At 31.9% G+C, this 23972-nt stretch carries 19 protein-coding genes; 16 read left to right on the forward strand and 3 right to left on the reverse strand.

The features are described 5' to 3' along the window. Positions 1 to 73 precede the first annotated feature (73 nt). The 5 genes from OF376_RS02685 (at position 74) to OF376_RS02705 (ending at position 4240) form a co-directional block, all read left to right on the forward strand. A complete protein-coding gene (locus OF376_RS02685) occupies positions 74 to 718 on the forward strand; it encodes a hypothetical protein (protein ID WP_263821981.1) in 645 nt (214 codons plus the stop codon). A gap of 70 nt (positions 719 to 788) precedes the next feature. Continuing rightward, entirely contained in the window at positions 789 to 1130 is a 342-nt protein-coding gene (locus OF376_RS02690; RefSeq protein WP_263821982.1) for a hypothetical protein, read from the forward strand. Positions 1131 to 1186: 56 nt separating this feature from the next. After that, the gene (locus OF376_RS02695) at positions 1187 to 1651 is read left to right on the forward strand and encodes a CinA family protein (protein ID WP_263821983.1); all 465 of its coding nucleotides are present in this window, start codon (positions 1187 to 1189) and stop codon (positions 1649 to 1651) included. Positions 1652 to 1700: 49 nt separating this feature from the next. Continuing rightward, complete coding sequence (gene recA, locus OF376_RS02700; RefSeq protein WP_263821984.1) at positions 1701 to 2747, forward strand: recombinase RecA; 1047 nt, start codon at positions 1701 to 1703, stop codon at positions 2745 to 2747. Positions 2748 to 2818: 71 nt separating this feature from the next. After that, positions 2819 to 4240, forward strand: a complete 1422-nt coding sequence (locus OF376_RS02705; RefSeq protein ID WP_263821985.1) for an HDIG domain-containing metalloprotein — start codon at positions 2819 to 2821, stop codon at positions 4238 to 4240. 40 nt (positions 4241 to 4280) lie between these two features. Here OF376_RS02705 and OF376_RS02710 read toward each other — a convergent pair whose 3' ends face one another. Both OF376_RS02710 and OF376_RS02715 read right to left on the reverse strand, forming a co-directional pair. Then, positions 4281 to 4472, reverse strand: a complete 192-nt coding sequence (locus OF376_RS02710) for a hypothetical protein (RefSeq protein ID WP_263821986.1) — start codon at positions 4470 to 4472, stop codon at positions 4281 to 4283. Then, positions 4456 to 5142: a deoxynucleoside kinase gene (locus OF376_RS02715; RefSeq protein ID WP_263821987.1), complete on the reverse strand. Its 687-nt coding sequence runs from the start codon at positions 5140 to 5142 to the stop codon at positions 4456 to 4458. Before OF376_RS02715 ends, OF376_RS02710 begins: the two co-directional genes overlap by 17 nt. 130 nt (positions 5143 to 5272) lie before the next feature. Between OF376_RS02715 and dnaX the strand changes: the two genes are divergently transcribed. Genes dnaX through OF376_RS02745 form a run of 6 tightly spaced genes read left to right on the forward strand, consistent with a single transcriptional unit; the run spans position 5273 to position 12791 of the window. Further along, the gene (dnaX, locus tag OF376_RS02720) at positions 5273 to 7258 is read left to right on the forward strand and encodes a DNA polymerase III subunit gamma/tau (protein WP_263821988.1); all 1986 of its coding nucleotides are present in this window, start codon (positions 5273 to 5275) and stop codon (positions 7256 to 7258) included. Between the two features lie 14 nt (positions 7259 to 7272). Next, the gene (locus OF376_RS02725) at positions 7273 to 7575 is read left to right on the forward strand and encodes a YbaB/EbfC family nucleoid-associated protein (RefSeq protein WP_263821989.1); all 303 of its coding nucleotides are present in this window, start codon (positions 7273 to 7275) and stop codon (positions 7573 to 7575) included. 3 nt (positions 7576 to 7578) lie between these two features. Then, positions 7579 to 8181 (forward strand): recombination mediator RecR, encoded by a 603-nt coding sequence (gene recR / locus OF376_RS02730; protein ID WP_263821990.1) that lies wholly within the window; start codon positions 7579 to 7581, stop codon positions 8179 to 8181. A gap of 10 nt (positions 8182 to 8191) precedes the next feature. Beyond that, positions 8192 to 9544 carry a signal recognition particle protein gene (ffh, locus tag OF376_RS02735; RefSeq protein ID WP_263821991.1) on the forward strand — a complete coding sequence of 451 codons (1353 nt, stop codon included), beginning with the start codon at positions 8192 to 8194 and terminating at the stop codon, positions 9542 to 9544. A gap of 17 nt (positions 9545 to 9561) precedes the next feature. Continuing rightward, a complete protein-coding gene (locus OF376_RS02740) occupies positions 9562 to 9789 on the forward strand; it encodes a 4Fe-4S binding protein (protein ID WP_263818022.1) in 228 nt (75 codons plus the stop codon). A 17-nt stretch (positions 9790 to 9806) separates the two neighbouring features. Beyond that, complete coding sequence (locus OF376_RS02745) at positions 9807 to 12791, forward strand: RPC34 RNA polymerase subunit family protein (protein WP_263821992.1); 2985 nt, start codon at positions 9807 to 9809, stop codon at positions 12789 to 12791. Positions 12792 to 12851: 60 nt separating this feature from the next. Here the strand turns inward: OF376_RS02745 and OF376_RS02750 are convergent, their stop codons facing one another. Beyond that, positions 12852 to 13577, reverse strand: coding sequence for a hypothetical protein (locus OF376_RS02750; protein WP_263821993.1), 726 nt, complete (start codon positions 13575 to 13577; stop codon positions 12852 to 12854). 228 nt (positions 13578 to 13805) lie between these two features. On the opposite strand from OF376_RS02750, the gene OF376_RS02755 reads away from it, so the two are divergent. The 5 genes from OF376_RS02755 to ftsH all read left to right on the forward strand — a co-directional run bounded on the left by OF376_RS02755 (position 13806) and on the right by ftsH (position 23946). Then, positions 13806 to 16667, forward strand: coding sequence for a DUF31 family protein (locus tag OF376_RS02755; protein ID WP_263821994.1), 2862 nt, complete (start codon positions 13806 to 13808; stop codon positions 16665 to 16667). 2 nt (positions 16668 to 16669) lie between these two features. Further along, positions 16670 to 19495, forward strand: coding sequence for an excinuclease ABC subunit UvrA (uvrA, locus tag OF376_RS02760; protein WP_263821995.1), 2826 nt, complete (start codon positions 16670 to 16672; stop codon positions 19493 to 19495). Positions 19496 to 19499: 4 nt separating this feature from the next. After that, positions 19500 to 21152 (forward strand): hypothetical protein, encoded by a 1653-nt coding sequence (locus OF376_RS02765; protein WP_263821996.1) that lies wholly within the window; start codon positions 19500 to 19502, stop codon positions 21150 to 21152. Between the two features lie 83 nt (positions 21153 to 21235). Continuing rightward, on the forward strand, positions 21236 to 21832 hold the full coding sequence (gene hpt, locus OF376_RS02770; RefSeq protein ID WP_263821997.1) for a hypoxanthine phosphoribosyltransferase: 597 nt from the start codon (positions 21236 to 21238) through the stop codon (positions 21830 to 21832). Further along, complete coding sequence (gene ftsH / locus OF376_RS02775) at positions 21832 to 23946, forward strand: ATP-dependent zinc metalloprotease FtsH (RefSeq protein ID WP_263821998.1); 2115 nt, start codon at positions 21832 to 21834, stop codon at positions 23944 to 23946. Before hpt ends, ftsH begins: the two co-directional genes overlap by 1 nt. Positions 23947 to 23972 lie beyond the last annotated feature (26 nt).

Consider the following 23972-nt stretch of genomic DNA (forward strand, 5'->3'; position numbering starts at 1 on the left):
AAAAACAAGCGCAAGCTTGTTTTTTTATATCAGTAAATGTATAAAATGCTTCGTTTAATTAAATGGTGATATGATGATTAACACGAAACATTTATTTTTAGGATTGTTAAAATGATTAGTTGAACAAAAAATTTGGGGCCAGATCAATCATTTAAAAATTCATAAATTTGTCTTTTTTTACATGCTTTTTGCTTGGCTAATTGGCAGTGAGTATGATTTTAGTTATTTATCAGGATATACTAACGGTCCTGTGTTTACCCAAATATATGGTGATTATGTTTATCGGTATAACCTTTTGAATGGATGTTTAAAACAAAACATAAATGTATGCATCGTTAGTGATAGGTGTGCACAAAAAGCCTTATTTTTGGTTATGACACATACAAATGAAGAACTAAAACTGCTTACTCATAGTTTTTTATTTTGAAATCAACAGTTGTGATCAAGTAACTTAAAAGAAGATAATCATTCTTTTTGCATCGATTTATTAGGTGATAAAGATAAGAAAATGGTTAGTTTTTTATATGAATGTTGCTTAGATTATGAAATGGTGAAAATCATTTTAATACGTGAGAAATACTTCGTGATGTTGAAAGTAGGAGCTTTTGAATTAAGCGAACCACAAATAAAACTATTAGAAACGCTTAGCATGAATCATCTTTTAGTGAATCCTATTTATATTCACCAAAGTGCTACGGGGGTGTTGATAATTGATTAGTGAAAGAGATGTGATTACATTGTATGTGCCGTTTCCTCACATAGAATCACAGTTAGCTAAAAAGAGTCATATGTACATTTGTCTGTATAAAAAAGTCGACGAAAAACAAATGTTAAAAGTGCAAACCGCTAAACCGCTTTTGATGAATATGCTTAACCATTCTTTTTTGGTTGCCCCCGATTTAAAACATAATCCATTTAAAAAAGTTTCTTTAATCGATTTAGATAAAGTCTTTGTTTTACGTCAAATCAAAATACCAAAAAATTTATGTACATCAGCGCGTCATGATATTAGTTGAGCACTTTATACCCAATTAACAACTAACCTCCAAAGACACCCATTTGAACTATACAATTTAAATCCTTTAATTATGATAATCTGCAATCGTGCATTAATGGTTATTAATGATTAGAAATCTTGTTTATGGTTATAATTATATATAATCAAGATACTCAAAAAGGATATTGTATGGTAAAGAAAATTAAAGAATATTTTGAATCACACAAATTAACATTATCAACATGTGAATCAGCCACTTGTGGCGCACTAGCTTCTATGTTAGCTGAAGAAGCTGGTATTTCTAGTTTTTATAAGGGTGGAATTGTTAGTTATGCCAAAGAAACAAAAATAAATGTTGTGGGTGTAGATCCGAAAACCATTGCTGAGACAGGGACCATTAGTGCTGAAACAGCTAAAGAGTTAGCGCTCAAAACTAACCAATTATTAAATACTCACGTTTGCTTATCAGTGACTGGTAATGCTGGACCAAGAGGGGATGAGAATAAAGAAGTGGGATTATTTTATATCGGAGTAGCCGTTAATGATTTTTGCTTTGCTAAAGAAATGCAAATTAGTGATAAAGGGCGTTTAAAAAATCGTATCGAAATGGCTTTTGATGCTTTGGCTTACTTATCTAAGATTTTAGAAAAATAAAAGTAAAATTCATCTTTTACACGATTAATGGAATAAGGAGATGAAGATTATGAAAACAAAAAAAGAAACCAACGAACAAAGTGATCTTTTATGTTCATTAGAAAATAAGTTTGCAAGAACATCATATTGCCTTGCTGATGAATTAAACAATCAACAAATAGCCTGTATTTCAACCGGCTCCTTGCAAATTGATAACATTACAGGAGTTAATGGTATTCCAGTAGGACGCATTACTGAAATATTTGGCAACGAATCAAGCGGAAAAACAACCATTGCATTACAAACGGCAGCTGAATGTCAAAAAAATGGTGGCAAGGTTGTTTTTATTGACATGGAAGGATCGTTTGATATTAATTATGCAAAGAAGTTAGGGATTAATACTTCCACGTTAATAATTGCTCAACCAACGACAGGAGAAATTGCTTTCGAAATGATTGAGACATTATTAAAGACTAACAATATTAACTTAATTATTGTGGACTCTGTCGCAGCGATGATACCTGAAAATGAATTTCTAAATGATATGAATGAGACGGCTATGGGGGCACACGCACGCCTGATGTCTAAGGGTTTGCGTAAAATCCAACCATTAATAAGCCGATCCCAAACAGCTATTATTTTTTTAAACCAATTACGAGAAAAAATTAATGTCTTCTTTGGCAATCCAGAAACAACAACGGGGGGTAAAGCATTGCGTTTTTATGCTTCCTTACGAATTGAAACACGCAAAGCTGATTTAATCAAGGAAGGCATTAATAAAATTGGTATTAAGACGAAAGTTACTGTTATTAAAAACAAATTAGCACCGCCAATGCAATCGTGTTATATCGATATATTTTTTGGTCAAGGATTTAATTACGCGAATGAAATCATTGACTTTGCTATTGAATACGGAGTACTAAAAAAGAACGGTTCGTGGTTTTATTACAACGAGACAAAAATTGCTCAAGGCCGAGAACAATTAAAAAAATATTTAGAAGAAAATCCAGACCTTTTTACAGCCATTCAAACTCAGGTTATCGATTTAGTACAACCTAGAACTACCGCTGATGTTATATCTGAAAATAGATCGACAGATCAACCGAATAGCCTATAAAAAAAGTAAATAATAAGGAATTCTAAAAAAATTTTACGGATAAGTCCATATAATTAATAAAGGTGATATATATGACTTATACAATTTTATTTTATATATTACTGGGTTTATTAATATTTATCGCACTAATAACAACAGTTGTGATGTTAGTGTTTGCTAGAAAAAAACAACTGAAATTGAAATGAATGAAAAATAACGAAATTGATTTATATGAACAAGTTAAAGAATTCAATCAATTAAAAGAAGACCATCTCCTTTTAAAGATAGAAAAGGAAAAATTAGAAAAAATCAATAGTGATCATTTAACAACCATTGCTAATTTAGAAAAAGCGAAGGAAACATGATTATTAAAGTCTACTAATTTTAGCGAACAAGAAGCTAAAAATGAACTCATGAAATATATGCAAATAAAGCATAAAAAAGATTTAGCAAAAGATTATCTAAAACAAAAAAAAGAATTTGATGAATACTTCCAGTTTTACGCGAGCAATATTCTTGTAGATACTATGCAAAATTTAGCTGAGCCATTAATTGTTGAACGTTCATTGTTTAATATTACAATGTCTGACGACAGTTTAAAAGGTAAAATTATCGGAAGAGACGGCCGCAACAAAGCTGTTTTTGAAAATGTGGCAGGTGTTGATTTGATTGTTGATCGTCAACAACCAATTATTGGTGTATCTTCGCCAAATCCTATTCGACGTGAAATCGCTTCATTGGCCATGCAAAGACTTATTGATAGTAAAAATATAGATAGCAATCGAATTGAATTAATTTACGAAGAAGAAAAAAATAAGTTTGATCAAAACTTAATAACCATTGGAAAAGATGTTATTGAAAACAAGTTAGGGTTTTATGATATTGACCCCGAGCTATATCCTTACATTGGTCGGATGAAATTCAGAACTTCTTATGGACAAAATATTCTAACGCATTCACTTGAATGTGCCCAGTTAGCAGAAATGATTGCTACCGAATTAAATCTTGATCCTATGAAAGCTAAAAAAATAGCATTCTTTCATGATTTAGGTAAAACAATCGATTTTGAAAGTGACTTAGATCACGTAGAAGCTGGTATTTTATTAGCTCGGAAGTTTAATTTTGACGAAGATTTAATAAATGGTATTGAATCACATCACAATAAGGTAGCTCCATCTTCGATTTATAGTGCCTTAGTTAAAGTAGTAGATACTTTATCAGCAGCGCGTCCTGGTGCGCGTGTTAATTCCTATGATGAATATTTCAAACGGGTTAATGAATTAGAACAGTTATGCTATGAATTTGAAGGTGTTAAACAAGCTTATGTCATTCGTTCTGGTCGTCAGTTAAGAGTTATGGTTGACGCCAACATTATTAACGATGACCAATTAAATTATTTAGGATACCAAATTAAGCAAAAAATTGAAAACAACGAGTTGCTAGGAAACTATAAGATTCAAATAGTTATGATTAAAGAAAAACGGATTTCATTAGAAACTAATGTTTTAGGATAAAAAAACCAAGCCAATTAAGGCTTGGTTTTTTAATGAAAAACTATTTTTCAGTGTCTCCTGTTTCTTTAGGAACCTCTGCTTGGTCATTTGGAACAGTTTGCTTATCTTCTTGTTGTTCAGCGTTGCGATTGCTTTGAGCACGAGAAATACCATAAACAGCAAATCCAATTCCTAAAGATGCTATAACCCCTACAATGAGAATGATTTTAGCCTTATTACTTAGTTTGCTCATTTTGCAATTTCTTTAGTTCTTTTAAAACTTCATTAACTAATTCGTCAACTGTTAAATGTGCATCTAAAACTAAATAGTTAATTCCAAAATCCTTGCAGACATTAACCATGTAATCTGTATATTTATTTAATAAATTTTTGAAATAATCTTCGTTTTTAGCAAAGTTATCGATTTCTACTGCACGATTTCTAAGATAAATTCGTTCCTTGAATAATTCTCAGTCACCATCAAGAATAATGTATAGTTGTGGTACTCCTTGTTCATAGACTAATTCCTTGCATACACCATCTCATAAACTAGCGTAGTATTGGAAAACTGATGGTTTATTGATGTTTGAGTGTGCGAACAATCAATCCTCAAAAATACTTCTATCAAAAATTGTTAAATTTTCATGATTGCAATTGTTTTTGTAATTATCAAAACGGTTTAATACGAAGTAAAGTTGGAATAGTGAACCGAAAAGGACGTTATTTTCACGTTCATACATTTTTTGCAATAATAGTTGTGTTAATTGGTCTTGCTCGTTCAATTCATAAATAACACGAGAGTTATCAATCGCTTTATGTAATGCTTCGGCTAGAGTTGATTTACCAAAAGCGATCATTCCTCCGATAGCAATTGCATTAGCTAATCGGTTTTTCTTAAAAGTTGGTGTTAGTTGTTTATTCATGTTTGTTCCCCCTGTAGTGTTTTAAATTATATACAATATTTTACGTTTAAGCATGACAAAACAAAAAATGATTTTTAGGTCTTACTCATTTGTAACTTATAATTATATTATTGAACTGAAAGGATTGCATATGTCTAATCTATCTCTTTATCGGCGTTATCGTCCCCATTGCTTTCAAGAAGTTATTGGCCAAGAACACATAAAAACTGTTCTTACCAATTCTATTGGCTTAAATAAAATCAACCATTCCTACATTTTTAGTGGTCCACGAGGAATTGGTAAAACAAGTATTGCACGTATTTTTGCAATGGCCATTAATTGTCTTGAGCCCATTAATAATGACTGTTGTCAAAAATGTGCCAACTGTCTGGATTTATTAAATGATACAGCAGTTGATTTTATTGAATTAGATGCTGCTAGCAACAACGGCGTCGAACAAGTTCGTTCAATTATTGAGAATGTATATTATCTACCTAGTAAATTTAAAAAGAAGGTTTATGTAATCGATGAAGCACATATGCTTTCTAACCAAGCATGGAATGCTTTTTTAAAAACACTAGAAGAACCGCCTGCTCATATTGTGTTTATTTTTGCAACAACTGAATTTCAAAAAATACCATTAACAATTATTAGTCGAAGTCAACGTTTCGACTTTCAAGCTCTAAACAATCAACAACTAAAAACACTGCTAGTGGATGTTTTAAGTAAAGAAAAGATTATTATGAGTGATGATGCCCAAGATGTATTAATTAACTTAGCACAATCATCTGCACGTGATATGTTAAGTTTATTAGATCAATTAAACACATCTAAAGAAAAAATAGACTTAGAAACCATTCAAGCGATTTTCAACTTAGTTGTTTATGATGATCAAATTAATTTTATTCTTTTAGCCCTGCAGGGCGATTATGTGGGTTTAAAGGATTTACTAAAAAAAATCATAATTAACGGCCATAATGTTCAAGTATTTATTTATGATATTTTACAAATGTTATTTGCTTACAAATATCTTGTATTAACCAACGATGATAAAGGCAGTTCATTAATCCAAAACAATGACGTGCAAACATTAAAAAAACACGACCAATTCAAAATCGATGAATTAGTTAATTTATTGATTCCCCTGCACACCAATCTTAAAAATAGTATTGATCAGGAATTTGAGTGCTTAAAGGCATTATATCCATTTGTCTTTGTTCACAAAGAAAAACCACAAACTAAACACAACTTAGAAAATAATCAAGCAACCGAAACCAAGGTGCCATTTGTTTCATTTAAGCCAAAACCACTCGAGTCACCGGTTGTAAAAACATCAGATAGAGCAATTAACGAAACACCAAATCTTGATTCCACACTAATGCTTGAACAACAACATGTAGATAAAAATTTGAACTATAAAAATGCATATTTTGCAGATGTTTTTCAAACTTATGATAAATCTCTACTTGAGATCAAAGACTCTTTACAAGTAGATCAAATTGATTGGTTCAAGAGCAGAAAAAACGTAACTAGACCTGCCAAAGAAAACGATGTACTTGATAGATTGTCAGCAACTGAACCAAAGAAAGCCATTTCTAAAACAAAAGATGTCGTAAGTAGTTCACTTAAAGACATTCAAGAAGAAAACTTGGCCATGGCCAATAAAATAGTTTATAACGTTTATACTGACCGACAAAAATCTATAGACGTTAATAATAGTTTAAAGGAATTAAAAAACAAATGAAACGAAACTGACTTGAGCAGCAGTTATTCCTTATCTGAACTAAAATGACTAAATTTAGTCAAGGAAATAAAACTAATTGCAGGTGTTTCTGAACACGGAATTATTTGTGTTTGCAATAAAACAGCTTTACCAAAAATCTACAAAGTTTTCAAAAATATAGATTTCATCAATTTTGTTTATAAAAACATTGTACCTAAAAAACAATATGTTTTTATTTCTACAAGTGATTTCCAGGGCATAATTGATGAATATAAAAAACAAAGTAATACCGAAAAATCTCATATAATTAAAGATATTGAGAATGGTTTATGAACGCAACTTTATGATGAATACGAAAGACAAGGTCATGAAGTTTGTGATTTAATAGCTAATTTAGAAGAAATTAAAGACTAATCAAAGGAGACAATATGAACTTTCAAAAAATGATGCAAGAAGCACAAAAATTACAAAATTCACTAAAGAAGAAACAAGCCGAATTAGAAGCAAAGGATTTTGACTTTGACTACAAAGGTTTAGTGACTGTTAAAATCAAAGGTAATTTAGAAATTTTAAACATTACCTTTAATCCGGATATTATTGATGCGGATGATGCTGAAACATTACAAGACGTAACTGTAAAAGCTATTAATGAAGCAATTAAAACAGTACAAGCAGCTAAAGAACAAATTACTAACTCAATCATGCCAGGTGCTGCGGGTCAATTATTTTAATAAATGCAAAAACCAGCGGAATTTGAACTATTAGTTGACGCTTTACGTTCTTTACCAGGGGTTGGGACGAAAAATGCTAAAAAATGAGCATTTTTTTTATTAAAACAAGATACTAAATATATTGATGATTTTGTTAAACGTATAAAAAAGGCGCATACTGATATTAAACATTGTGTTAATTGTGGTGTTATGTCTAATGATGTTGAGTGCTATATTTGTGCCAATCAATATCGTGATCATACCAAATTAATGATTGTTACGACTAATGAAGATGTTGAGCGTATTGAATCAGCAAATATTTATAACGGATTATATTTCATAACGGGCGGGGAAATTTCTTTCCGCAAAAACGTAGTGATTGAACATACGAATTTAAAACAATTAGCTGATTATGTATCGACTAAAAAATTTACAGAAATTATAGTTGCGACAAGTTTTAGTCATGATGGAGAAGTTACAGCAGCGTACATAGTTGACTTGTTTAAAAATAACCCAGATATAAATGTTTATCGCATTGGTTTTGGTTTACCATTAAACTCAAGCGTTGATTATGCTGATGATGAAACATTAAAACAAGCAATTTATAACAAACGAATTTTAAAATAGGAGATTTATTATGTTAAATTCAATGATTAGTTCACTCGTTGCAAAACGAATGGCTAAAAAACTAAAAAAAGAAACAATTCAACCTGAAGATCTAAAAGAAGTCCTTAGTGAAATTCGGATTGCTTTACTAGACGCCGATGTTAACTTGGCTGTTGTTAAAAAGTTTATTAATGATATCAAAGAAGCTGCTGTGGGAGTTTATATTGAAAAAAACCAATCGCCAGCAGATATCGTTTTAAAAATTATTAAGGACGAATTAGTAAAAATATTAGGTGTTGAACATAAGCCGGTTAACACTGCTAAATCACAACTAAAAATTATGATGGTAGGTTTACAAGGTTCAGGTAAAACGACAACATGTGGGAAATTAGCAAATTACTTCCGTAACAAATTTAAAAAACGTCCAATGTTAGTGGCCGCTGATATTTATCGGCCAGCTGCGATTGATCAACTAGAAACACTAGCGTCACAAACACGTGTTAACTTCTTTGCAGATCGTGATAATCAAAAGGTAGATAATATTGTTAAACAAGCAATGCATGTAGCTGAAAAAAATGATGATAATTTAATTATTGTCGATACAGCTGGACGTCTACAAACGAACGATGAACTAATGCAAGAATTAGTTGATGTGAAACGTGCATTTATGCCAGACGAAGTCTTACTAGTTGTGGATGCCATGGCAGGTCAAGATATTATTAACGTGGCACGAGAATTTCACAACCGTCTAAACTTAACAGGAATCGTCGTTACTAAATTAGATTCAGATGCTCGGGCAGGGGCTGTTTTATCACTGACTTCATTATTAAATGTACCGATTAAATTTACAGGTACAGGTGAAAAACTAGGATCAATCGATGATTTCCACCCAACACGTATGGCTGATAGAATTCTTGGTCTAGGGGATATTATGACTCTAGCCGAAAAAGCTATGGATGTCGTGGACGAGAAAAAAGCTCGTGCATCATATAGCCGAATGGTTGCAGGAAAAATGGATTTTGAAGATCTTAAAATGCAATTTGAACAAATGAGCAAAATTGGATCACTGGGAGCGATTAAAAAAATGATTCCCGGAATGAGCAAAATTTCTGATGATGATACAGAAACTGCTAGTCAAAAAATTAAGGTTTGATCATATCTGTTAGATAGTATGACTTTAAAAGAACGACGTAATCCTAAATTATTTAAAAAAGAACCAACTCGAAGAATTCGTGTATTAAAAGGTTCAGGACGAACGCCCGATGAATTTAATAAACTTTACAAGCAATGAGAAAATGCTCGTGAAAAAATGGCTGAAATAGGCAAAATGTTAAAGAGTGGTAAAAACCCATTTGGTAAGGACGGAATAGGCGATCTATTCTAGAAACTAGGTGATTAAATATGGGTCGATTAATTGCGGTTATCGAACGCGAAAATTGTATTGGCTGTCAAGCATGTGCTACTGTTTGTCCGGTTGATGCAATCGAATTAGATCAAGATAATATTGCTTGAGCTAATGAAAAATGTATTAGTTGTGGCGCGTGCGCTAATGTGTGCCCAGCAATGTGTATTGAAATGGATGACATGCAGGTGTGATATAATAAACGTAAAAAATACTTTAACGAGTAATTTTAAGGAGGTAAGCTATGAAGAAAAAGACACGTCTAGTATCTGCTATAACACTAGGTCTAGGTGCTCTTAGCTTAATTTGTATTCCCGCAGTAGCGTGTACAAATAGTAAACAAAAAAACACGGTTAATTTATCTGAACGCTTCTCATATGATGACTATATTATCCAGGCTCCCAATCGTTATGATGATTCTCAGTTTAATTTTAAACAAGAGGACAAAGAAGCTAGACCATATTTAGGTCGTAATTTAGAGAAATCGCTTTTTTATAAAGAACAAAATAAGGACTTTTACCAATACAATTTAATTTATGATGGTTCATTCGGTCCGCAATTTAAACGTACCATTAACTTAAACGATCATCTCTTTCAATCATGATATGAACGTTTAACTATTAATAGTTTGAAAAAAGATATTCAAGCATATATCTACCGCTTGTTTAACCGTTACAATACTTTAAAAGATGATTTTATTTTTGGTGCATCAGAAATTAAAATTTCGGCTAAACGAGATGAACAAGCATTAAATCCGAACCAAACAGTCATTACGTATGATGATAAAGTGGATATTAATGAATTAAATAAAAATGTAAAATTTGATATTAGCTTTGATATTTACTTAACAAACCGGACTAATGGAGATTTAATCGTTAAAGATTTATTTGAGAATGATGTCCAAGCTATTCCCAAGAATTCATGTTTAATTGTTCATTATAATACAAAGGATGCACGCATGTTTTTAGATTTCTATCGTGATCAAAAATATGAACAACTATCAAGTTTTGAAAATGAGGAATTAAAAAACAATTTCCGACTGGGCTATAATTTTGAAAACATGCATATTACTTCTGAATTACAACAAGTACGTGAAGGGGCCAAAAAAGACGAAGCTGACTTATTAAAAACTTCTGTTGGTCCATATGATTTTGTCTGAAAACATACAAATAATTACCCCTTATGAACGTCATATGTTTTAAATAAATCATTAAAAAACGTAACATATAAAAATAACATTTTTAATATGTACGACCAACTAAGTGATTATTTGAAACCCTTAAGTCAAAATGAAGTTGTGAAGGATATTGCTGATAATTTCTTACAACATCAAGCAATGGTTAAGACAACAGCGAATAATGTTTTCGACATTTTAAATGCTGTTTATAATGACAAACGGTTAGTGGATTTATTCCGTGATAATAGCGAAGCTTTTTACCAATTAGTTTTAAATACTACCAACAGTCCTACAATTGCGAATATCGTACGTGCTTTTAGTGCTAATCGTTCATTAGGAGCGGTTTTAGAAACGATTAAACCGGTTTTAAAAACATTGTTAGATCTTTTAATTAAAGATAACAATAGTATTAAAAAAATTATTTTTGAAAAATTCATGAGTATTAATTTTGCTAACAACTTAATCAATGAGGTTGGGCAATTCCAAACGCTGGTTAATTCGTTAGATTTAAAAGAGATTGTACCTTTTAAAAACTTGATTAATGCTGTTTTTCAAGAAGTTATTTTATCTGAAAAAAAGGCCAAAGCAAAAGATGATGGTAGCTACGGTATTATTAATTTCTTCGATGATATCGTCAGCTTGATTTTATCTGTTCCTGAAGACCAGATTCCCGAAGTGAATATTGGTACAGATAACAACTTAGCTAAACTGTTGAATCAAGTTCGTGAATTATTAAACGTTTTTGTGCCGGTGGATAATAATTTAGATGCACCACGCTACTTAATTTCAGAATTTAAAATTCTAGATTTAATTAGCTTAAACAAAGACCAACAAGTGGATTATAAAGAAGGAATCAAGAAGATTTTTGAACTGCTTAAAGTTTTTGATATTTTCATTCCTGAAAACATTATGAAAATATTAAACGACTTCTTAATCAATAATCCACAATGAACAAAAGCTAATATCCAACAACTTTTACGCTCGATTTTGTATTTACAAACAAATCCGAATAATGACCAAACAACGATTACTTTAAAAGATTTTGTAAATAATTGCATCAAGATTGAATATGATCCACAGCAAACAGTAATTGATTATGATAGCGAAAGTCAAACATTAAAAAACTTAAAAATAAATTATAAATATATAATTCAGCAAGATGTTTATTTTAATTTGGAAAACATTTATCAATTACTGCCTAAGACACATCCTGATTATCAAAAATTATTAGATATAGTTCAAAAGGAATTACCACGGCAAATTCAATTAATAACAGGTGATTATGTAAACCACCTAATCAGCGTTAAAACACCTCAAAAACTAATTCCTTTAATTTATAAAGAATTAGAAACTAATAAATATAGTCTAGGATATTATTTCTATCCAGAACATACCATTGATGTTTGTATGACTCAAACAATGAACAAATTTTTAGATAATAATCAATATAGTGATCAAGCTATTTTATCAAAACAATATCTAGCACCACTACTAAGCTTGTTATTTTATCGTCAATGAACCTTTAATCAACCTTTTACCGTTTATTCAATTAATTCATCTACTAATTTGAAAAAGATTAATGATGAACATCAAAAGGAATGAATTGACTTTAATGAAAAAGCGTATGATGACGAATTTAGTTTCAATGCAAAACTCCCTAAAACAACAAACCAAGATCATTTTAAAGCGCAATTACTAGCGGATATTAATACGCAAGTCCTTGACAAAATTACTTTAAATGATGATTTAGATCGCACCCTAAATTTATATAAAACAAATGACACACTATCACTTGATCCTAATGCTTTAATTACAGCGGGATTAATTAAATTTGGAAGCAAGGTTAATCTAACCGATGATGTTTGTGTTTCTGTACTACCATTAATAGTTGGTTTACCAGATGAACAAGAACACGAAATTAATAGTTCATTAACTTATCAAAATATTTTATTTAAAAAAGTGTTAATTACATTGCATTTTAAAAAACCATTACTAGATAAATCGAACCCTGATAATCCGGTATTAGTTTGAAGTAAAAAGATTATTATATAAAACAAAAATCCCCACCATGAAGGTAAGGATTTTTTTATCTCTTAATATAGCTAGTTTTAATTAGTGTCCGTGTTTGTGTGAGTGTGTTGTTGAATGAGTGTGTTCGTGAGCGTGTTTGGCTTTAGAATCGCAGCAGTCATCTTTACCACAGCAGTTATCTTCTTTTTTAGAATCGCAGCAGTCATCTTCGCCACAGCATTCAGGAGTTTCCATACACATATTTTCATCAGAACCACAGCAATCATCTTTACCACAGCAGTTATCTTCAGTTGTGTGAGCGTGTTCGTGACTGTGAGCGAAGTCATGCGTATGTTCGTGTTCATGTTCTTCGCCTTCACAGTGGTGGTCAGCTTCGTGACTATGGTGATCGTGTGCAAAGTGATGATCGTGTTCGTGATCATGTTCATGACCTGCATGGTGGTCATCTTCTCCACAGCAGTCATCTTCTCCACAGCAATCATCTTCATCATCAGCATAATCATCATCTTCGCTAAAGTGAATATCTAGGAAAAATTCTGATAAATCAAGAACTGTTTCTTGAGAATTAATGAATGAGTCAAGACGTTCTTGTAATTCTTTTTCTTTAAGAGAGAAAACAACAATTGTATTTTGGAAATCTGAATATGATACGTATAATTCAGAACCTAGATCTGAAGCGTCGTATTTAGTTTGGTCTTCTTCGCTGGCAATTTCAAGAAAAGTTTCAACATCTTCTGGTAACACAACGAAAGAACTAGCATTTGATAGAGAAACATAAGTTGAATTTAGTTTGATTAATTTAGTCATTAAAAATATATCCTTTTTAATTAAATTTATATATTATTATTATAAACTATCTACGAACAAATATACCCACTTAATCTACCCTAAAAGGACAATTATGGCATTATTTGTTCCGAAATATTTCGTTTTTGTTTAATTTAATCACTTTTATGTGCGGTTTCGTTGCATATTTTGATTATTTTTTTATAAAATGTGCCTAACTTTTAAAAAGACTATAACGAAAGGGCGATTATGAAATTCAAAAAAAAGAAAATAATATTAACAACTTTATTAGCCGGAACGCTACTTGGAGCAAGTGCTGGATTATTAACAGCTTGCGGTTTTAATCTACCGAAAAAGGAACCTTCTAAACCTGAAGAAACACCTGATAAAAAGGAAGTTATTAAACCGGAATTTCCTTTAACTATGCAGGTTGAGTCAACTCTACAATATGACTATCAACAATTTAAAAATTGGAAAATACCAGTTAAGGTTGCATATCAGGATTATTTTGATTTATCACAAAGTTCCATTACTGCAATTCTTAAAATTGACCAAAAACAAATGGAGTGTCCCATGAACGATGATTTTATTAATGTTCCTTTTAGTTTTTTGAAAAAAAATACAAAATACGAAAATGTCAAAATTAGTTTTGTGGACAGTTCACACTCGCCTGTTGCAAAGGATATGAATGTTAACATTCAAACACCACAAATTAATTTATTCTTAAAATTTAATGCAACGAAAATTATTTTTGATGAACCGAGCAAACAATGAAAACTAGCAGCAGAAATCAATTATCCTTTATTTAATAATTGATCAACGAAGTTCAAAGTTGAATTAGTTGATAAAACGGATCCGACGAAAAAAATAATTTCATCGGAGATTTTTTGTGTAAAAAAACAATTATTATTTAACTTTGACGAAACCCTTTTGCAAAAAGATCACCAGTATATTTTAAATAATTTGTCTATTATTGATCACGATCGTAACGAAGATACGGATTTCCTTTTTGAACAATCTTATTTATTGACAACAATCAATAATTCGCCAGACAAAACGATTGTGCAGGTGGAAGACGCTTTTTTAAATTATGACGAAGTTAAAAAACAAAGCACATTACAAGTACAGTTTGCCAACATGGCAGACAAATATTGTTATGTTGCATTAGAAACTTTTGATTCTGAATCACAAAACAAAGGACGACAGCTAACAGAAGTTTTTAAAATTGATGAGAAAGGAAAAGCCATTGTTCCTTTTGACTATAATCCTAAACTGGTGTATCAAATTAAGAATGTTGTTTTTTTAAATAATCCAGAAGAGATTAACGCCCCCGAAATAATTCAAAAAATCAATAAAGGTTATACAGTTGAAGATGGTACAAATTTTAATAAAAATACGCCATTGAAATTGGTGCAAAAACCAATTAACTTTAATTTTACCAATTGGTCTAGTTTTAAAATGAATATTAATAACAATATTGCCGTTCAAACTGAATTATTAACCGATCAAGAGTATGAATTTGCTTATGAACTTGTTTATTATAATAAGGAAAATCCAGGGGTTAAATTAAAATCTAATATTTATGTTCCAACAGACAAAAATTTGAAGTTTATTTTAGATAAAACAAATCCACAAGAACATTATCAAGTATCAAAAGTTAATATTTATTTAAAAGGAAATTTAAACCACGTTTGAAAAACGATAGATATCGATTATTCTTTTAGTGTTGACAACAGTTTATTAAAAGAAGAACGAGCAACAGCCAATGTCGCTTATATTAAAAATGTACTTCACCATGATGCGCGTTCATCTATTAAATTCGTGCACGATAGAACCTTCCGAATTATATATCCAGATCAGTTTTATGAACTGTATCCACAAACCGGAGAAAAAAACTTTTTATTTAATCCAAGAAGCTTTGAAGCAGGTACTGGATGAGTTCTAGACAAGGATTTATCTGATCCAGAAGGTCTAACATACTACATCGCAACAAATCTACACGTAATAGCTCATCTGCGATATCCTTTGGTTATTACGAATAATACCAAGGTGTTAGCGAACCCAAACATTAATGCGCGTTTTCTAGAGGAAGACGATGAAGGTTTTTTACGCGATTATTATAAAAACTATAACTTTAATTATTCAAATAAAGATCGGATTCCTTTTAGCGAAATCTATAAAAATAAATTAGCTATTTATGAACCAACAAATGAATTAAATTGAAACGATATTCTTAAATTCCCTAATAACAACTTACCAATGAATATTTTTAAGAAATACGCTAATACATATATTCAAAAAGGTGGTCAAGTGGACCTAGCCTCAGAGATAGAAGAAAAAACGCCGATTAGTCCAATTATTGATTACGAAATCCTAGACCCTTACATTTTTTCATATTCCTATAATAATTATTATGACAAACGTAATAAAGAAGACCAAATAATGCAAAAAACTGTGCCAAATGCAGGGGTGGATATGGCGATTGTCAAAGTTAAATTGAACCCCAAATTGCCAAAACCCAAAGCTTTTGCTGAATATGATCGCTTGCCAACACTATTTGCTAGTTTAAAAACAGATGATGTAAATAATCATACGGAGAAAATTGGTTTATACGGATTTTCTAGAGTACCGGAAGGCGATCAGGTCGCAAGTTACATGGGTGAAACGAAACGATACTACAATCCTGATCTATTTAAATGAAATGATCTTTTTGGCGAATTTAGAATTAAACCAGAAGATAGGGAATATGTGCATGGACCAAGTCGGCCAATTCATGTCCCTTACAATTTACATAATACTGAAGCAGAACGAGCTAATAAACAGGAATTAGTAGCAGCGATTGATGAAAACAACTATTATTTTTATGTTGATAAAAATCAAGCAAATTCCTACTTTCATCCAGGATCATCTGGTTCGATGGTGGTAAATGACAATAAAGAGGTTGTAGGAATTTTTTATGCTGCTGTGCAAAATAAAAAGAACCCTTATTTCTTATGACAGAATATCGACTATGATAAATACTACTCACCTTTAGCTTATTATTTAAAACACCGAACTAATGAAAATTCATGGTTAAAACAAAACCTCGAAGCAATTAGAGCAGGAGAATAGATATGGATAAATTAATTATTAAAAATGCGTATGCTAACAATTTAAAAAATATCGATATTACGTTACCTAAAAACCAGTTAATTGTAATTACTGGTGTTTCTGGTTCGGGTAAATCGTCCTTAGCCTTCGATACTATTTATACTGAAGGAAAACGGCGTTATTTTGAATCTTTATCAAGTTATGCTCGACAGTTTTTAGGGGGCAATGAAAAAGCTGATGTGGAAAGTATTGATGGTCTTTCGCCAACAATTGCTGTTGATCAAAAAACAATTAGTCACAACCCACGTTCAACTGTAGGAACAAGTACAGAGATCTATGATTATTTAAGAGTTTTATATGCCCGTGCTGGACAAGTACATTGTTTAAATAATCACGGAATGATTTATGCACAAACCAAAAAAGAAATCATGGCTTACATTCAAGCCTTTCCAGTCGATACAAAAATTGAAGTGCTAGCACCCGTTGACCTACAACACTATCGTTCTCACAAAGAAGTTTTAAGTTATTTATTAGATGAAAACTTTGTGCGTGTTTATTTAGATAATCAATTAACTTTAGTTAAAGACATTGACGTGTTAGATTCTAAAATAAAAAACATTCATATTGTCATTGATAGAATTATTTTAGATAATGAAGACCCAACCAGAAACCGAATTAGCGAATCAATAGACTTTGCTCTAAAAACAACGAACCAACGAGTTGTTATTAAAAATAATGATAACTATAAATTATTCTCAACCGTAGCTATTTGCACGATTTGTTCTTTTAGTATGGGTAAAATAGAACCTAATTTGTTCTCTTTTAACTCACCACATGGTGCTTGTGAAACATGTAAGGGACTAGGGTATAACTTTGTACCTGATGAAAACAAAATGATTCCAGACCCCAATTTAAGTATTAACCAAGGGGGATTAGATTTCTTTAAAAATACAGTTAATACTACGAACATGGATTGACAGCGGTTTGCTTGTTTAATTAAACACTATAAAATTGACAAGAGTGTACCGATCAAAAATTTAAAACCACAAGAACGTAAATATTTATTGTATGGTTCGGATGAACCAATTAATATTGACCTACTATCAGTTAATAAAAGAGCTCACACCAGTGTTGATTATGTTGAAGGTGTGCTGGAATTAATTAAACGTCGTTATGAGGAAACTAATTCTGAACAAGCACGTGAACACTACAACAAATATATGAGTGAAAAAACGTGTAAACAATGTCATGGTAAAAAATTGTGTAAACAAGCCTTGAGCGTCAAAATTAATAACTTTGATATCATCGATTTTACTTATTTAAATGTTAACCAGGCTATCGATTTTTTCTTACAATGAGAATTAAACGATGAACAAAAACAAATCGCTTTACCCCTGATTAAAGAAATTACTGACCGTTTAGGTTTTCTAAAAAATGTTGGTCTTGATTATTTAGATTTAGCGCGTAGTTCATCTAGTTTATCGGGTGGTGAATCACAACGGATTCGCTTGGCCACTCAAATGGGTTCTAAATTAACAGGTATTTTGTATGTCTTAGACGAACCATCAATTGGTTTGCACCAAAAAGATAACGATAAATTGATCGACACATTAAAAGAAATGCGAGATCTGGGAAATACAGTTATCGTTGTAGAACATGACTTAGATACGATTAAAGCTGCTGATTATGTTGTTGATATGGGGCCAAAGGCCGGAGTGCATGGTGGTTATGTTATAGCGCAAGGAACAGTACAAGAAGTGCGCGACAATCCTAATTCAATAACTGGTCAATATTTAAACCATACCCTTTCGATTCCTGTGCCAACTCAACGACGAGGCGGCAATGGTAGTAAAATAATTTTGAAAAAAGCCAGTTCAAATAATTTAAAAGATGTTGATTTAACAATTCCGTTAGGTAAATTAATTGCTGTTACTGGTGTTTCAGGTTCTGGTAAATCAACATTAATTATGGAAACATTAGTTAAAGCATTGGAATATCATAACTTCAACCCTTTTGTTACACCCGGTAAATATAAGAGCTTAGTAGGGAATAAACATATTGATAAATTAGTCCTAGTTAACCAAGATCCTATTGGCCGAACAACACGTAGTAATCCAGCGACATATGTTGGTGTTTTTGATGACATTCGTACTGTTTTTGAAAACACCAAACTAGCAAAAGAAAAAGGGTTTTTAAAAGGTCGTTTTTCATTTAATGTTCCGGGAGGGCGTTGCGAAAAGTGCATGGGTGATGGAACAATTCGCATTGCTATGCACTTCTTACCGGATGTTTATATTGAATGTGACGAATGTGATGGCCAACGTTATAATCAAGAAACTTTAGATGTGAAATTTAAGCAAAAATCAATTTATGATGTTTTACAAATGAGTGTCGAAGAAGCATTAGAGTTCTTTATCAACTTCCCAATTATTCATCGGAAACTCCAATTATTAATGGATGTTGGTCTTGGATATATTAGTTTAGGAGCTAGCTCGACGAGTTTATCTGGTGGTGAAGCTCAGAGAATTAAATTAGCTAAATTCTTACAACGTAAACCAACAGGGAAAACCTTGTATGTTCTAGATGAACCAACGACAGGTCTGCACTTACATGATATAGCTCAATTAGTGAAAATCTTTAATAGGATTGTTGACAATAATGATACGATTATTGTAATTGAACATAATTTAGATTTAATTAAGGTCTGTGATCATATTATCGATATGGGACCAGATGGTGGTGATCAAGGGGGGACAATTGTGGCCACTGGGACACCTGAACAAATTGTTATGAATGCCCCTCATTCATATACGGCTCAATACTTAAAACCATATCTAGAAGGAAAATAATATAATGACAAAAAAGAAAATTTGATTGATTAGCACAACAGCCATTGCTTGTGCAACTGGATTAGTTGCCCTGACAGCTAGTTGTAAAAATCCGCAAACACAAAGTCCTAATAATTCGACTAACCAAAACTCTGAGGCTATTAAAACACTCAAACTGGATGAAAAATCAATAGTGGATGACTTTATTAAGAAAATCAATGTTAAACGACCGATGAGTGATATTAAAACACAACTCACTTACAACATTAATAAGATTAAAAATGAGCAAACAAGTAAAGACCCAAATTTTACGATAGATAATAAGAGTGTTTTTGAAATTAATCAAAGTGATATTAGCACAACTGATTTTACTGCCATGATTAAACGTGTTGGTTTAGAAAATGCGATGACATTTTACACTGATGGCAAAGTTCTTAACCTTCCTAAGGAAGTCGATGTTAAAAAACCATCTTTCGTGCCTTTTAATTCGTTTATTTGTGACTATTATTTTGACTCTAGTTATGAAGACAGTGGTTTTCTAGACTATGATCAACAAAACGGTCAAATTCGTTATTTCTCATTAGTGGAAGATCCAACGCATACGACAGCTGTTTATCAGGCTATCCCCTCTTTCTTGAAGGGCTTTAAGAAAACCAGCGACCGCCTTTTTATTTTTGAAAAAGCACAATTTAACTGAATTGATGAACAAAAAGATACGGCGACTTATCATGTGGTTGTTAGAAACCAAACAAATAACCAGTTATATGAAACTGATGCCATATTTAATCATTCAAAAGAAAATGACCAGATTGTTTATACACGTTTAGATTTAAAAACGACAGACGAGGGTAATTATGTGCTTGAGAAGATTTATGATGCATCTAAACCAAACGACAATTTGTTATTACCTAAAAATATTGGTTTTAGCATTTATGGTCCAAAAACGCCAATTAAAGCAACAGCATCAATGACATTTAATGCTTTTGTAATTGCGGTAAGAAACCCATTGACAGGCGAAGTGGAATTGAAACGTAATTATACCTTTGGAAAAGTTTTAGTCGACCAAAAGGTTGCACAAACAAAGGATAAGGAAAACAAAAAAACACCTTTTTATTTCGATAAACCTTTAAACGAAATCGATTTATATGATTTAGACCATATCTTCTTCCCTGTTTTATATACTAGTGAACCCTTAGAAGATTACGATATGCAGTATGTTGCTGAAAAAGATGCTAATGTGCCCGAACAATTTAACTTCAAGGTAAGATATACCAATCGAAAAACGAAAGTGGTTGTAGAATCAGCTAATGCAATTAGCATTCGTTATGTGCAAGCGTATAATCCATCATTATTAACGAGTGTTAGTGTAGAATGCGATTTAAAAGTGGATTCACAAGAATCTAAGGATTTTATTAACAAGTATAAAACACAAGATTTAAGTAAACTAACACCTGATGAATTATTGAATGTTGTTAATCAGGCATTCAGCATTTATTACTATGATGTAGATTTAGAAAAATACAGCGTTAAAACGGTCGCTAAACTTTTAGCAAACAATCAAGTGGAGTTAAGTTTCTATACGAGCTTTAAGCAAACGAAAGAAAATATGCAAACAGCAAACGAGCCAAATATTTTAATTGGAACACAAAAAATCAACTTATTTGAACACGCAAAATAATCTGGTTTTGTTAGTTCTTTAATGTATGTTATAATTAAAAGATTAATCAATACTTACTTGATCATTAAAATAGAGGTTATATTTTGAAACAAATAGTAGATAAAAGAATTAAAGAAGTTTTAATTACCGAAGAGGAAATTAATGCCCGCATCCACGATGCTGCAGAATGAATTAATACGAATTATGCAAACAAATCGCCGATTATGATTGGGATTTTAAAGGGTTGCATTCCTTTTCTTGGGAAGTTAATTACACATGTTAATGTGGATTTACGTTTAGATTTCATGGCTATTAGTAGTTTCCAAGGGAATATTGTTGCACAAACTGAACCTGAAATTATTACTGACCTGAAATTTAGTGTCCAAGGTGAAGACATTATTCTAGTTGAAGATATTGTTGACACAGGACGAACAATTAAAAAAGTTATCAATTTATTGTTAGCACGTGGTGCTAATTCTGTTAAAGTGCTAACGTTAGTAGACAAAAAAGAGGGACGTAAAGTCGATTTAGTTGCAGATTTTGTGTGCTTTGATATCCCCCTTGTTTTCATTGTTGGTTTTGGATTAGACTACAAAGAGTTAATGCGAAACTTACCATACATTGGTATTTTAAAGGAAGAAGTATATTTACAAGACATCACAGAGCAAGCAAAAACAAACGAAGAAACGGGTGATAATTAGTGAATACAAAACAAACTATTTGACAGAAAATACGCCATTTTTTTGCTAATGATAGCACGGATGATAAACCAGATTTATCACAACCTAAAAAACCTAATTTATCAAGCGAAGACAAAAAACGAAATAAGCGAAAAATCATTATCATTGCGATTGTGATTACTTTATTAGTAGCTCTAGCGATTGGACTAATTGTTTATTTCTCTTTACCTTCCAATGAGGTACCTTTATTTGTTAAAAGTGCCGTTTTAACAAATAATGGTGAATTAAAAATTTATGCTGACCCCTATGATTCGGGACAAGCAACTATTTTAGCACGTGAGGGTTTAAATACCTTTTTCATCTTTAAACCTGAGTATTTAGCCAACCCACACACTAAAATATTTTTAGAAACACCAATGACTTATCAAATCGCCTACCGTGATCCAACAAGCGGATATATTTTTGAATTCCGTGTAGCAATTGATAAAGAGAAAACTGATTACTTATTGGGTTCAACTCATTTAAGTGAATTATTTGCTGGCCAAAACAATTGATTCCACCAATCATTACAACGTTTAGGTTATAGACCTCAAGGATTTGATGCACGGGTTATTATTTCGCCAATCATCTCAATCCTTTTAATGTTCATTTTCATTTACCTATTCTCACGTATGGCGCGTGCACAAAATGACGCAATCATGGGATCAAATAAACAATCAGCAAAATTAACACGTTCAAATGTACGTTTCTATGACGTAGCTGGGATTGCTGAAGTTAAGAATGAGTTAATTGAAATTGTTGATTTCTTAAAAAATCCTAAAAAATATGTAGCTGCAGGGGCTCGGATTCCTAAGGGTGTTATGCTATATGGTCCTCCAGGAACAGGGAAAACTTTAATTGCTAAAGCTGTTGCAGGGGAAGCAAATGTACCTTTCTTCCAAACAACTGGTTCTTCTTTTGAAGATACTTTTGTTGGAGTGGGGGCACGTCGTGTACGTGAATTATTTGCAAAAGCTAAAAAAGTAGCTCCAGCCATCATTTTCATTGATGAAATTGATTCAGTAGCGAAAAAGCGTGGTAATTCATTAAATAATTTACAAGACCAAACAATTAACCAATTACTATCTGAATTAGATGGTTTTGAAACATCAAGCGGAGTAATTGTTATGGCGGCTACAAACCGACTAGACACATTAGACGAAGCGATTTTAAGACCAGGTCGTTTTGACCGACACATTAGTGTTAACTTACCAGATTTAAACGAACGTCGTGATATTTTAAAAATTCATGCTAAAAATAAAAATATTTCGAAAAAGGTTGAATTATTAGAAGTTGCTAGAAGAACACCTGGTTTCTCAGGGGCTCAACTAGAAAACGTTTTAAATGAAGCAGCGTTATTAGCTGTCCGTGATAATTCATTAACCATTAAAATGGCTCATTTAGATGAAGCTATTGACCGGGTTGTTGCTGGACCAGCTCGACCACATAAAGTGATTGAGGATTATGAAAAGAAACAAATCGCTTACCATGAAGCAGGGCATGCTTTAGCAGGACTTTATGCACCAGGAACCGAAATTGTACAAAAGATTACAATTATTCCTCGGGGCCAAGCTTTAGGGTATACATTGCAAACACCAGAAAAAGCTGAAAGTGTTTTACAAACAAAACAACAATTATTAAATCATATGCGTGTAGCGTTAGCTGGGCGGGCTGCTGAGGAAATTATTTTTGGTTTAGATCAAATTACTACTGGGGCAGCTAATGACTTCTATAAAGTAGCACGTATTGCACGAGGAATTGTAGCCCAATTCGGGATGACTGATTTCTCATTAGCTCAACTAGTACCAACCGAAGGTGTGGACAATCCTTACCGTAATACATATTCTGAACAAACAGCCTACAAGATTGATCAAGAAGTAGAAAAATTAGTTCAACAAGAATATAAAAACGCTAAACAAGTAATTATGGATCACCGTGATGAATTGGAATTAATGGTGGAAACACTATTAGAATTAGAAACAATCTTAAGACCACAAATTCAATATATTCATGAACATAAACAACTCCCTCCAGAAGTTTTAACTGCTCGTGAAGAACGTTTAAAAAATGCAACTAATTTAAACGATAACGAATAATTATCCATTTATGAAAAGAAGGCGTT

Source organism: Ureaplasma miroungigenitalium (assembly GCF_025780085.1).
Lineage (GTDB): Bacteria > Bacillota_I > Bacilli_A > Mycoplasmatales > Mycoplasmoidaceae > Ureaplasma > Ureaplasma miroungigenitalium.